Genomic DNA, 12,456 nt, shown 5'->3' on the forward strand with positions numbered 1-12,456 from the left:
GTCCTGCTCGCCGACGCCGGGAGCGGTCCGCCGCGGGTCGGCGAGGCGCTGCCCTCGGTCGCCCGGGTGCTGCTGCACGACCTCGGCGCCGGCGACGCCCTGCTCACCACCGGCCATCTCACCTGCTACGCCAACCTGTCCGCCTGGGGGTCGACCGCCCTCGGCCGCACCGACTTCATCGACGACCCGAACGGCCCCGGCTGGCACCTCGACCGGGCCCGCTTCGACCACGGCCTGCTGACCGAGGCCCGCTCGGCCGGCGCCGAGACGGCGTCGCGGACGGCCGTCCGGGCGGTGCACCGGCGGCCGGACGGCGACTGGACGGTCGCCCTGCGCGGTCACGGCCCCGCCCGCACCGTCCGCTGCCGGTGGCTGGTGGACGCCACCGGCCGGCGCCGGGCGCTCGCCGCCCGCTGCGGGGCCGCCCGGCGGCACACGGACCGTCTGGTCGCCACCTGCCTCGAACTGCCGGCCGCCCCCACCGCAGGCGGCCGGGCCGGCGAGGCCTCGTCCCTGGTCGAGTCCGCGGCGGACGGCTGGTGGTACACCGCTCTGCTGCCCACCGGCGCCCGGCTGGTGGCCCACTTCACCGACGCGGACCTCGCCCCGCCGCCGCCGGGGGACCGCGCGGCCTTCGACCGGCTGCTCGACACCACCCGGTACGTCGCCGAACGCGCCGCGGCGCACCCTCCGGGCGACGGCCGGCCCGGACGGGCCCCCGCACACTCCTCGCACCTCGACACCCCGACCGGGGACGGATGGACGGCGGTCGGCGACGCCGTCGCGGCCTTCGACCCGGTCTCCTCGCAGGGCATCCTCACCGCCCTGCACACCGGCACGGCCGGGGCCCTGGCCGTCCACGCCCGCCTCGACGGCGACACCGCCGCCCTCGACGCGTACCGCCGGAACGTCGACGCGCTGATCGCCGCCTACCGGCGCAACCACCGCGCGGTGTACGCGACGGAACGCCGCTGGGCCGACCGGCCCTTCTGGCGGCGCCGGCACGCACCGCCCGGACCTCCACCCCCCGAAAGGACACCCGCATGACCGCCCGTCACGAGCACGAGCACGAAGACCCGTCCGTCCACTCCTTCATCCTGGCCGGCCGGGACACCGTCTTCGGCTACCACCTCGCCATGTTCGGCATGGCGGAGCACCGCTATCAGGTGGTGCTGGAGTACCGCCTGCCGACCGACATCGTCGACATCTATCTGAAGGACCGCGCCGACCACCCGGAGAGCTGGCACGCGGTGCGCAACACCGAGGACATGGTGCTGCCCCCGATCGGCGACGGCACGGTCAGCGAGTACCCGGCCCGCCTCGACCGGGTCACCCAGACCGGCAACGGCGAGGACCGGGTGTGGGAGCCGATCTCGGGCGGGTTCACCGCGCGCATCGAGCGGGTGCTGACCTTCCGGCGCTTCAGCGAGGAGGACTTCCCGGCCCACCTGACCTATCTGATCTACGGCCGGGGCGACGAGGCCCACATCGCCCACCGCCTGGTCAAGCGGCCGCACTACGAGCAGATCGTCACCCTCCAGCGGGTGCCCGAGGGCGTCACGCAGGACGACCTGGCCCGCGCCGTCGAGCTGAGCGTCCCGGGCGTGCCCGACGGCGGCCACGGCGGCCTTCCATGGACGACCCGGCCGCTGCCCGACCGGACCTACCCGGCCCTGCTGCACCGCGACCCGGCCCGCCCCACCCCGATCACCCTCACTCTCGGCGACGAACGCTGGTGGAACATCACCACTCTCAACGCCTGATCCCGGGGCGGGCCGGAGCAGCCTCCGGCCCGCCCCCGCGGCGATTCCTGAGAGCCCTCTCTGCGCATCAACTGAGGCTTAAGAGAGGGTTAAGGACCGGGCATTCCGATGAAATCGCAGGTCAGAGCCTCGACAGGGCCATTCCCTGACATTGCCATGACGGTTGCCGCTCCGTAATATTCAGGCCCACGGGCGGCATCGCCCCGCACGTGAGAGCGCTCTCACCTTCCGGACCGCCATCTTCGGCGCACCGTACGGCAGTTGCCACCCCCCGCTCCCCCACCCGACCCGCGGAGAACGGAACCCCCTCTCATGACGCCTCGTCACCAGCGCCCGATATCGCGTCGCAAACTCCTCGCCGCCACGGCAGGCGTGGCCCTCACCGTGCCCGCCGCGGTGACCTGGCTGCAGTCCAGTGCCGGCGCGTCGACCTCGGTCACCCTGCCGCTGGACCTGGTCAACACCACCGGGAACAACACCGTCTACGCCTACGTCCTCGGCCGCGACCCTGCGGCGGGCGGCAACTGGGCCTTCGTCCAGGCGGACGGCAGCAGCCTCTACCACCCGCCGTCCCCGGCCAACGACCAGACGCCGCTGGGCGTCGACTGCGCGATCGCGCTCAACGGCTCGGGCGCCGGCCCCCGGCGGGTGACCCTGCCGCGCCTGGACAGCGGGCGCATCTACTTCGCCGTCGGCTCCAAGCTCACCTTCCTGATGAACCGCGGCGGCGGCCTCGCCCTGCCGTCGGTGAGCAACCCGAGCGACCCGAACATCGACGTCCGCCACGACTTCTGCGAATTCACGTTCAACAACGACCAGTTGTACGCCAACATCACCTTCGTCGACATGGTCGGCCTGCCGATCTCCTTCCAGCTGGAGACCGGACAGGGCACCCAGACGGTGCGCGGACTGCCCGCGGACGGCCTCGCCCGGGTCGCGAGCGCCCTGCGGGCGCAGTCGGCGGCGGACGGCAGCGACTGGAGCCGGCTGATCGTCACCAAGAACGGCGCGGACCTGCGCGTGCTCAGCCCCAACCTGGCGATCCGCGGCAACAGCGCGCTGTTCAAGGGCTACTTCGACAGCTACGTCGACCAGGTGTGGACCAAGTACCGCACCACCGACCTCAAGATCGACACCCAGTTCACCTGGGGCACCGTCACCGGCCGGGTGAACGGCGACACCCTGACCTTCCCCGGCGTCGGCAGCTTCGCCCGGCCCTCCACCCTGTCGATCTTCTCCTGCAGCGACGCCCCCTTCACCACCGGCAACGACGAGATGGGCAACCTGAGCGCCCGCCTCGCCGCCGCCTTCAACCGCACCACCCTGCTGGACAATCCGAACCAGCCGAACGCCGAGAACCCTTCGGCCTTCTACGCCAAGCCGCGGACCAACCACTACGCCCGGATCCTGCACAGCACCACCCCCGACGGCCTGGGCTACGCCTTCCCGTACGACGACGTGCACCCGTCCGGTGTGGACTTCGAGGGCAAGGTGCAGTCCGGCAGCCCCAACCGGTGGACCATCACGGTCGGCGGAACGGCCGGCGGCGGGGGCGGCACGCCGACTCCGACGCCGACCGCGACCGCCACCGGCGGCGGCGGGGCCAGTGCCTTCTCCACCATCCAGGCCGAGGCGTTCAGCGCCCAGTCGGGCACCCGGGTCGAGGCCTGCTCGGACACCGGCGGCGGCTCCGACGTGGGCAACCTCGGCAACGGCGACTGGCTGAAGTTCAACGCCGTCAATTTCGGTACGGCCGGGGCGACCCGCTTCAGCGCGCGGGTGGCGTCCGGTGCGGCCGCCGGGGTGAGCGGCCTGGTGCAGGTCCGGCTCGGCAGCCCCACCGCCACGCCCGTGGGCAACTTCGCCGTCGCCAACACCGGCGGCTGGCAGACCTGGCGGACCGTCCCGGCCGACATCGCCCGGACCACCGGTACCCACGACGTCTACGTGACCTTCGACAGCGGACAGCCGGCGGACTTCGTCAACCTCAACTGGTTCACCTTCGCCTAGCGCGCGTCTTCAAGGACGTACGCGAGCTGACCCGGGGCGCACGGGGGCAGCACCTCCCGGCCGAAGGACGGGGGAGAGAACTGCGCAGTCCGGGGGCGAGCACGCGGTGACATGGGCCGAGCCGGGGTCTGTACGGTGGTCCGAATCCGAAGTACGCGGTTCCCCGCGCCCCTGCGAGGCACCCGCGTGCCCTTGAAGACGCGTCATGGCTCCCGAGTGCAAGGTGTGCGGTCCCCGGCGGGCAGGCCGGGGACCGCACACCCGTGCCGCACCGGGGCCGCCCGGGCCCGCGTCACTCCGCGCCGTGGATCACCGCGAGGGCGTGCTCGCGGGCGCGGGCGCCCAGCGCGGTGTTGAGCGCGCCGAAGAGTTCGCCCGCGCTGACGCCGTTCCAGCCCGGCGGGAGCAGCGAGAGCGGCAGGCCCGGGTCCCGGTAGGGCAGCCGGCGCCACTGGGTGAGCATCGGCACGTACACCCCGAAGGCCTCCTGCGGGGAGACCCCGGCCGTCTCCGTCCGTTCCAGCACCGGGCGGTAGCGGCGCAGGAACTCCGCGTACAGCTCGGCGAGTTCGTCGAGGTCCCACCAGCGGCGGACCTTGGAGCGCAGGTCGCCGAAGGCGAGGTGCTCACCGGTGAACAGGTCGACGTACCCCGCGAGCCCGAGGCGTTCGAAGGTCCGGCGGGCCTCGGCCGCGAGGTTGCCCGGTGCGATCCAGACGCCGGGCGCCGCCGTGCCGAAGCCGAGTCGGGTCAGCGCGGCCCGCAGCTCGTGCCGCTTCTGGCGCTCGGACTCGGGGACGGAGAAGACGACGACGATCCAGCCGTCCTCGGCGACCGCGCGGACGCGCTCGAAGATCCGGACGTCGCCCTCCGCGAGCGTCTCCAGCACCGGTGCCGCCAGCGAGTAGCCGGCCGCACCGTCGTGGCGCGCGCTCTCCAGGACGCCACGCCGCTTGAGTCGGGAGACCGACGAGCGGACGGCCTGCGGCTCGACCCCGAGGTCGCCCATCAGGCGGACCACCGAGGCGACGGAGAGCCAGTTCTGCTCGCCGCGGGCGTACAGGCCGAACGCGGTGATGATCAGCGGCCCGTGCCGCGTGTCGCGGCCGGCCGCCGGGGACTCCACACTCCCGGCCGTCACTGTCGTGCTCTCCTCGCCCCGGGCCGGTGCCGTCCGTGGCGCCCGTCGGCGGGCAGCCTACCGCCTCCGCGGCCCACTTGATCGCGGCGTTCCGCACGGCCGCGAGCCGGTGCGGGCAGCCGGCGGGCCGGGCTCAGACCAGGGATGTCGCCACCACCCGGTTGCGCAGTTCGCCGAGGCCGCCGACCCGGGTGACGACGAGGTCGCCGTGGCCGAGGAAGACCTGCGGGTCGCGGGCGCTGCCGATGCCGCTCGGTGTGCCGGTGAGCAGGACGTCCCCGGCGCGCAGGGTCATGCCCCGGCTGAGTTCGGCGATCAGTCGGGCGAACGGGAAGGCCATCTGCGCACTGGAGGCGTTCTGCATCAGCACGCCGTTCACCTCGCACTGCACCTGCAGGCCGGCGGGGTCGGCGATCTCGTCGGCGGTGGTGAGCCAGGGGCCCAGCGGCATGGTGGCGTCGATGCTCTTGCCCTTGAGCCACTGCCCGCCGTGCGCCCGCTGCAGATCGCGCTGGGAGACGTCGTTGGCGACCAGGTAGCCGAGGACGTGCTGCAGTGCCTCGTCCTCCGGGATCGAGCGGCCGTCGCGGCCGATGACGAGGGCGATCTCGGCCTCGTAGTCCCACTGGGTCGAGAGCTCCGGGTCGTAGGCGATGTCGGCGGACGGGCCGATCACCGTGTCCGGGCCCTTGGTGAAGAAGGTGGGCCGGGTCGGCCGGTCCGGGTCGTTGCCGCCGCGCAGACCGCGGGATTCCTCGAAGTGGTCCCAGTAGTTCCAGCCGGTGCAGAGGATATCCCGGTTGAAGCGTTGCAGGGGCGCCTCCAGCCGGACGGTGTCGAACGGCTGGACGGGGGCGCCGTCGGCGGCGGCCCGGGCCGCGTCGAGGGCGGCGGGGCCGCCGCGGACGATGTCGTCGACGGTGCCGAGCGAGGCGGGCAGCACCGCCACCGCCGTCCCGGCCCGGTCGACGGCTGCGGCGCGCCGGGCGCCCCCGACGGTGAGCGATGCGAGTCTCATGCCTGCCCTTCGTACGGATCCTTGCCGGTCGTCAGAGAAAGTCGATGCCCGGGTGTGTTCCCGAGGTTGCGGCCGCACCACCGGGGGCACGGCGAACCGCGCAATTCGGATGGGGGCCACGGTGCGGACCAGGGGTGAGCCGGATGGGCCGGGAGCACCGATCCCGGACTGCGCGGTTCCCCGCGCCCCTGGATCGACCTCGCGAGTGGTCTTGAGGACAACGCTCTAGCGGTGGGCGGGGCGCACCAGGCGGTCGTCCGGGACGACGGCCACGCCGAGGATCTCGATCATCGCCTCGGGCTGCCAGAGCGCGGTGCAGCCGATCCCGGCCATGGCGGGGTAGACGGGGCCGGCCAGCTCGCGCCAGACCTTGCCGATCTCCTTGCCGTGGGCCTGGTAGTCGGGGATGTCGGTCAGGTACAGGGTCACGCTGACCAGGTCCTGCGGTTCGCCGCCCACCTCGCGCAGCGTGGTGAGCACATTGCCGAACGCCTGGCGGAACTGCTCGACGATGCCGCCGGGGACGATCCGCATGTCGGCGTCGAGGGCGGTCTGGCCGCCGAGGTAGAGGGTGTTCCCCGCCAGCGTGCCATGCGAGTAGCCGCTCGGGGCTGGAAGGGCGTCCGGGTTCACGGCGACGGGCGTCATGCGACCTCCGGTCGGGGCTGCGTCGGGCCGGTTCCACCCCGCCGGGCGGGGCATATTGACAATAGATGACGGCCGTGAAAAAAACGAGAGACCGATCGGCCCGGGCGCCGGGCGGGAACAGCGCCGGCCCGGCAGCAGACTCCTTCGACACCACCATGGCGCCGGCCGCGGCACGAGGCCCCACCGGCGCGCCGAACTCCGCCGCACGGAACGGAGCCGTCCGCAATGGAGCCCGACCTCAGCAAGTACCGCCTCGACGGCGACAACTCGATGTACCGGCTGCCGAGCGGCCTGGTCGCCCCCGTGGTGACCCGCCGTGGCCAGGAGGACCCGGGCACCGCCGACTCGGGCGGGGCCGTACGCGTCTCCGGCGTGAGCATCCAGCACACCCCGGCCAGGCGGCTGTGGTTCGGCAAGGTCAGCAACGAGCCCGGCTACCGCTCGGTCTCCCACCACCACGGCGAGGCCGAGACCGGCGGCTACGTGCTCTCCGGCCGGGCGCGCATCTACTTCGGCGAGGAGTTCGCGGACTACCTCGACATGGAGGAGGGCGACTGGGTGTTCGTGCCGCCCTTCATGCCGCATGTGGAGTGCAACCTGTCGCGGACGAAGCCGCTGGTCTGGATGACCACCCGGACACCGGAGAACATCGTGGTCAACCTGCCGGACGTCGCCGACGCCGACCTGCGGGACTGGGCGGACCGATGACCGCCGACGCCGCCCCGCCCACCTCCGCGGTCTTCACCGCGGCGGTGACCCTGACGCCGGCCGAACCGCAGCACTTCGACCTCGCGTTCACCGCCACCACCCAGCCCTGCCCGTGGCCGAAGGCGTACGGCGGCGACCTGGTCGCCCAGGCCGCGGCCGCGGCGATGCGCTCGGTGGCCGACGGCAAGTCGCTGCACTCCATGCACAGCTACTTCCTCCGGCCGGCCGACATCGGCGCCGCCGTGCACTACGAGGTCGAACTGCTGCGGGACGGCCGCGGCTACAGCACCCGGCAGGTGCGCGCCTACCAGAACGGCCGGCCGGTCTACGTCTGCCTGGCCAACTTCGCGGCCGGCGAGCCCGGCGGGAGCTTCGAGGCCGGCCCCGGCCTCGACCTGGAGGTGCCGGCGCCGGAGGCCCTGCCCGACTCCGCGGAGTACCTGGCGGAACGCAGCGGCGGCACCATGACGCAGGCGTCCAAGGCCTACTGGTCGGGTGGCCGGAGCTTCGACATGCGCCACGTGCCGGGCCCGCTCTACCTCGCCGTCGAGGGCAAGCAGACCCCGCACCAGGCGGTGTGGATCCGGCCGTTCGACCGGCTGCGGCCCGTCGAGGGGCTGACCGCCGACCAGCGGGACCGGGCGGCGCTCGCGTACGTCTGCGACTACACGATCCTGGAGCCGGTGCTGCGGGTGCTCGGCCTGCCCTGGGCGATGCCCGGGCTGGTCACCGCGAGCCTCGACCACGCGATGTGGTTCCACCGCCGGGGGCCGGTCGACGACTGGCTGCTCTACGTCCAGGAGGCGGTCGCCGCCGACGGCGGCCGCGGCCTCGGCACCGGGCGCTTCTTCACCCGGGACCACCGCCACCTGGCGACCGTCGCCCAGGAGGGCATGATCCGCACCGCCTGACCCCGCGTCAACGCCTTGGAAGGACTCCTCCGTTGACTCTTTCACCGTCGGCCCATCTGGACACCTTCACCCGCGACCACCTGCCCCCGGCGGAGCTGTGGCCGACGCTCGAGTTCACCACGCCGGAGCTGCAGTACCCGGACCGGCTGAACGCCGCGACCGAGCTCGTCGACCTGCCCATCCTGACCCACGGCGCCGACCTGCCCGCCCTGCGCACCCCGGACGGCGAGACCTGGTCGTACGGCCTGCTCCAGCGGCGGGCCAACCAGGTCGCCCAGGTGCTGACCGAGGACCTCGGCCTCGTGCCGGGCGGGCGGGTGCTGCTGCGCTCCCCCAACACCCCGTGGGCGGTGGCGGCCTGGCTCGGCGTGCTGAAGGCCGGCGGGGTGGCCGTCACCACCATGGCCGCGCTGCGGGCCCGGGAGCTCACGCCGATCGTCCAGCGGACGCTGCCCGCGGTCGCCCTGGTCGACCACCGCTCCACCGAGGACGTCGAGGAGGTGCGGACGGCCGTGCTGCCCGCGCTGACGGTGGTGGCGCACGGCGGCACCGGCCCGGAGGACCTGGTGGTGCGGGCGGCGGCGAAGTCCGGCGAGTTCACCAACGTGCCGACCGCCGCGGACGACGTCGCCCTGCTCGGCCCGACCTCCGGCAGCACCGGCGTCCCGAAGATCACCATGCACTTCCACCGCGACGTGCTCTCCATCGACAACACCTTCGGCCGGCCGCTGCTCGGCCTCGGCCCGGGCGACACCGTGGCCTGCTCGGCGCCGCTGGCCTTCACCTTCGGCCTGGGCATGCTGGTCGTCTTCCCGCTGCGGGCCGGCGCCTGCGCGCTGCTGACCGAGTCGGCGACGCCCCTGCAACTCGCCGAGCACGTGGAGAAGCAGGGCGTCACCGTGCTGGCGACCGCCCCGACCGCCTACCGGGCGATCCTGCGGGAAGGGCAGGAGCACCGGCTCGCCGGGCTGCGGGCGGCGGTCTCCGCCGGCGAGCACCTGCCGCGCACCACCTGGGAGGCACTGCACGACCGGCTGGGCCTGCGGGTCGTCGACGGCATCGGCGCCACCGAACTGCTGCACATCTTCATCTCGGCCGCCGGCGACGACATCCGGCCCGGCGCCACCGGCAGACCGGTGCCGGGCTGCCGGGCCGCCGTCCTCGACGTCGACGGCCGCGAGCTCGGGCCCGGCGAGGTCGGACGACTGGCCGTGATCGGCCCGGTCGGCTGCCGCTACCTCGACGACCCCCGGCAGTACGACTACGTGGTGGACGGCTGGAACGTCACCGGTGACCTGTTCCACCGGGACGCGGACGGCTACTTCTACTACCGGGCCCGCAGCGACGCGATGATCGTCTCGTCGGGGTACAACATCGGCGGCCCCGAGGTCGAGGCGGCCGTCGACACCCACCCGGACGTGGTGGAGTCCGGCGTCGTGGCCAAGCCGGACAAGGAGCGCGGCTCCATCGTCTGCGCCTTCGTCGTGCTGCGCGAGGGCGTCAGCGGCGACGCCGCGAAGGCCAAGGAGATCCAGGACCACGTCAAGCGGATCCTGGCCCCCTACAAGTACCCCCGTGAGGTGCGGTTCTGCGAGGCCCTGCCACGCAACACCAGCGGCAAGCTGCAGCGCTTCGTGCTGCGCAGGATCGTCGACGACGAGCAGGCCGCGGCGCCTGCCGCCGAGCACTGAGAGGAACCACCGCGTGAGGATCGCGATCGTCGGCGGCGGGCCCGGCGGCCTGTACTTCGCCGCCCTGATGAAGCAGCTCGACCCGGCCCACCGGGTGACCGTCTGGGAGCGCAACGCGCCGGACGACACCTTCGGGTTCGGCGTGGTGTTCTCCGACGAGACGCTCGGCGGCATCGAGAACGCCGACCCCGAGTTCGCCGCCGCGATGGCCGACCGCTTCGCGCGCTGGACGGACATCGACATCCACCTGGACGGGCTGAGCCACACCGTCGGCGGCCAGGGCTTCGCCGCCATGGGCCGCCGCGACCTGCTGCGCCTGCTCCAGGACCGCTGCCGCGGCCTGGGCGTCGAACTGCACTTCGGCACGCCGGCCCCCGACACCGCCGAGCTGCTCGCCTCGTACGACCTCACGGTCGCCGCGGACGGCGCCAACTCGCGGGTGCGGCAGGCGTGTCCGGAGGTGTTCCGGCCCACCCTGGACACCCGGCGCAACAAGTACATGTGGCTCGGCACGGACCTGGTCTTCGAGGCGTTCCAGTTCTTCGTCAAGCAGACGGAGTGGGGCACCGTGCAGGTCCACGGCTACCCGTACTCCGACGCCGGGTCGACCTTCATCGTGGAGATGCACGAGGACGTCTGGCGCCGGGCCGGCTTCGACGCCACCGAGGGCGAGGAGTTCCCGCCGGGCACCTCGGACGAGAAGGCCGTCGAGCGGATCCGCGAGCTGTTCGCCGCCGAGCTGGACGGCCACCGGCTGTTCGCCAACAACTCCAAGTGGCTCAACTTCACCACCGTGCGCAACGAGCGGTGGCACCACGGCGGTCTGGTCCTGCTCGGGGACGCCGCGCACACCGCGCACTTCTCCATCGGCTCCGGAACGAAGCTGGCCATGGAGGACGCCCTCGCCCTCGCCGCCTGCCTGCACGAACACCCCGGCCTCGACGAAGCGTTGACGGCCTACGAGGCCGAGCGGCGGCCGGTCGTCGAGTCCACCCAGCGCGCCGCCCAGGCCTCGCTGGAGTGGTTCGAGAACATCGGCATGTACGTCCACCAGGAGCCGACCCAGTTCTGCTTCAACCTGCTGACCCGCTCCCGCCGGATCACCTACGACAACCTGCGCGAGCGCGACGGCGACTTCGCCGACCGGGTCACGGCCGCCTTCGCCGGGTCGCAGGGCGCCGCCGGGGCCGAGGCCGTTCCGGCGATGTTCCAGCCGTTCCGGATCGGGCAGCTGGAGTTGAAGAACCGCGTCGTGGTCTCCCCGATGGACATGTACTCCGCGGTCGACGGCGTCCCCGGCGACTTCCACCTCGTCCACCTCGGATCCCGGGCGATGGGCGGCGCCGGCCTCGTCATGACCGAGATGGTCTGCGTCTCGGAGGACGCCCGGATCACCCCCGGCTGCACCGGCCTGTGGACGGACGGGCAGCGGGACGCCTGGCGCCGGATCGTCTCCTACGTGCACGGGCAGAGCTCCGCCCGGATCGGCCTGCAGCTCGGCCACGCCGGGCGCAAGGGCTCGACCCGGCTGATGTGGGAGGGCATGGACGACCCCCTGGAGAAGGGCAACTGGCCGGTCGTCGGCCCGTCGGCGGTGCCGTACGGCCCCGGCTCGGCCGTCCCCCGCGAGGTGACCCGAGCGGACCTCGACCGGATCACCGCCGACTTCGTCGCGGCCGCCCGGCGCGGCGCCGAGGCCGGCTTCGACCTGCTCGAACTGCACTGCGCGCACGGCTACCTGCTCTCGTCCTTCCTGTCGCCGCTGGCGAACCGCCGCACCGACGAGTACGGCGGGCCGCTGGAGAACCGGCTGCGCTACCCGCTGGAGGTCTTCGACGCCGTCCGCGCCGCCTGGCCGGCCGAGCGGCCGGTGATCGTGCGCATCTCGGCCACCGACTGGGCACCCGACGGGAACACCGAGCACGACGCCGTGGAGATCGCCCGCGCCTTCGTCGCGCACGGCGCGGCCGCCGTGGACGTCTCCTCCGGCCAGGTCACCAAGGACGAGCGCCCCGCCTACGGCCGCTCCTACCAGACCCCGTTCGCCGACCGGATCCGGCACGAGGTGGCGGCCGCCGCCGGCGCCGCCGTCATCGCGGTCGGCGCCATCGCCTCCTACGACGACGTGAACTCCATCCTGCTGGCCGGGCGCGCCGACCTCTGCGCGATCGGCCGGACCCACCTCTACGACCCGCACTGGACGCTGCACGCGGCCGCCGAGCAGGACTACCGCGGGCCCGCCGCGGACTGGCCGCTGCCCTTCCGGGCCGGCAGCCGCAAGCCGCCCTCGGCGCGGACGGACGCCGTCCGGCCGCGGCTGTCACTGCTCCGGGCGGACGGCCCCGACCGCGCCGTGCACCTGCGCTGGACCCCGCCCCTGGAGCCGGCCCGGGTGCCCTGAGGCGACAGCGCCCTCGCGCGCGGCGGCGCCGCCCTTGCCTCCCCCGCTCCGGCGGACGAACCGGTCGCCGACCGGGTGCTGGGCAGTGTGCTGGGCATCACGGTCGGTCTGCTGTGCGCGCTGCTGGTGGTGCACGACCGGGCCGCGGTGCGGGTCGGGCGGGCG

The 12,456-nt window shown here is 73.3% G+C and carries 10 protein-coding genes; 7 read left to right on the plus strand and 3 right to left on the minus strand.

Annotated features, from left to right (window positions below):
- From KSNIM_RS03725 to KSNIM_RS03735, 3 genes are all read left to right on the plus strand, one after another.
- A partial coding sequence (locus KSNIM_RS03725; RefSeq protein ID WP_263101767.1) for an NAD(P)/FAD-dependent oxidoreductase occupies positions 1-1,047 on the plus strand: 1,047 nt, incomplete at its 5' end.
- Positions 1,044-1,763: a hypothetical protein gene (locus tag KSNIM_RS03730; protein WP_263101768.1), complete on the plus strand. Its 720-nt coding sequence runs from the start codon at positions 1,044-1,046 to the stop codon at positions 1,761-1,763. The genes KSNIM_RS03725 and KSNIM_RS03730, both read left to right, overlap by 4 nt.
- A gap of 312 nt (positions 1,764-2,075) precedes the next feature.
- Complete coding sequence (locus KSNIM_RS03735; protein ID WP_263101769.1) at positions 2,076-3,773, plus strand: glycoside hydrolase family 64 protein; 1,698 nt, start codon at positions 2,076-2,078, stop codon at positions 3,771-3,773.
- Positions 3,774-4,065: 292 nt separating this feature from the next.
- Here KSNIM_RS03735 and KSNIM_RS03740 read toward each other — a convergent pair whose 3' ends face one another.
- The 3 genes from KSNIM_RS03740 to KSNIM_RS03750 form a co-directional block, all read right to left on the minus strand.
- A complete protein-coding gene (locus tag KSNIM_RS03740; RefSeq protein ID WP_263101770.1) occupies positions 4,066-4,914 on the minus strand; it encodes a PaaX family transcriptional regulator C-terminal domain-containing protein in 849 nt (282 codons plus the stop codon).
- 133 nt (positions 4,915-5,047) lie between these two features.
- The gene (locus tag KSNIM_RS03745) at positions 5,048-5,932 is read right to left on the minus strand and encodes a fumarylacetoacetate hydrolase family protein (protein WP_263101771.1); all 885 of its coding nucleotides are present in this window, start codon (positions 5,930-5,932) and stop codon (positions 5,048-5,050) included.
- Between the two features lie 225 nt (positions 5,933-6,157).
- Positions 6,158-6,580, minus strand: coding sequence for a RidA family protein (locus tag KSNIM_RS03750; protein ID WP_263101772.1), 423 nt, complete (start codon positions 6,578-6,580; stop codon positions 6,158-6,160).
- A gap of 225 nt (positions 6,581-6,805) precedes the next feature.
- Here KSNIM_RS03750 and KSNIM_RS03755 point away from each other — a divergent pair, with 225 nt between their 5' ends.
- Genes KSNIM_RS03755 through KSNIM_RS03770 form a run of 4 tightly spaced genes read left to right on the plus strand, consistent with a single transcriptional unit; the run spans position 6,806 to position 12,291 of the window.
- The gene (locus tag KSNIM_RS03755; protein WP_263101773.1) at positions 6,806-7,288 is read left to right on the plus strand and encodes a cupin domain-containing protein; all 483 of its coding nucleotides are present in this window, start codon (positions 6,806-6,808) and stop codon (positions 7,286-7,288) included.
- Complete coding sequence (locus KSNIM_RS03760; RefSeq protein WP_263101774.1) at positions 7,285-8,199, plus strand: acyl-CoA thioesterase; 915 nt, start codon at positions 7,285-7,287, stop codon at positions 8,197-8,199. Before KSNIM_RS03755 ends, KSNIM_RS03760 begins: the two co-directional genes overlap by 4 nt.
- Positions 8,200-8,231: 32 nt before the next feature.
- Positions 8,232-9,890, plus strand: coding sequence for an AMP-binding protein (locus KSNIM_RS03765; RefSeq protein WP_263101775.1), 1,659 nt, complete (start codon positions 8,232-8,234; stop codon positions 9,888-9,890).
- Between the two features lie 13 nt (positions 9,891-9,903).
- Positions 9,904-12,291 carry a bifunctional salicylyl-CoA 5-hydroxylase/oxidoreductase gene (locus KSNIM_RS03770; RefSeq protein ID WP_263101776.1) on the plus strand — a complete coding sequence of 796 codons (2,388 nt, stop codon included), beginning with the start codon at positions 9,904-9,906 and terminating at the stop codon, positions 12,289-12,291.
- Positions 12,292-12,456: the final 165 nt, after the last annotated feature.

Origin of the sequence: Kitasatospora sp. DSM 101779 (genome assembly GCF_025655475.1) — a bacterium.
In the GTDB taxonomy this organism is placed as follows: Bacteria; Actinomycetota; Actinomycetes; order Streptomycetales; family Streptomycetaceae; genus Kitasatospora.

Coding starts and splice junctions, on each gene's coding strand:
- KSNIM_RS03735 (WP_263101769.1), top strand. CDS start 2,076: ATGACGCCTCGTCACCAGCGCCCGATATCGCGTCGCAAACTCCTCGCC.
- KSNIM_RS03750 (WP_263101772.1), bottom strand. CDS start 6,580: ATGACGCCCGTCGCCGTGAACCCGGACGCCCTTCCAGCCCCGAGCGGC.
- KSNIM_RS03755 (WP_263101773.1), top strand. CDS start 6,806: ATGGAGCCCGACCTCAGCAAGTACCGCCTCGACGGCGACAACTCGATG.
- KSNIM_RS03760 (WP_263101774.1), top strand. CDS start 7,285: ATGACCGCCGACGCCGCCCCGCCCACCTCCGCGGTCTTCACCGCGGCG.
- KSNIM_RS03745 (WP_263101771.1), bottom strand. CDS start 5,932: ATGAGACTCGCATCGCTCACCGTCGGGGGCGCCCGGCGCGCCGCAGCC.
- KSNIM_RS03730 (WP_263101768.1), top strand. CDS start 1,044: ATGACCGCCCGTCACGAGCACGAGCACGAAGACCCGTCCGTCCACTCC.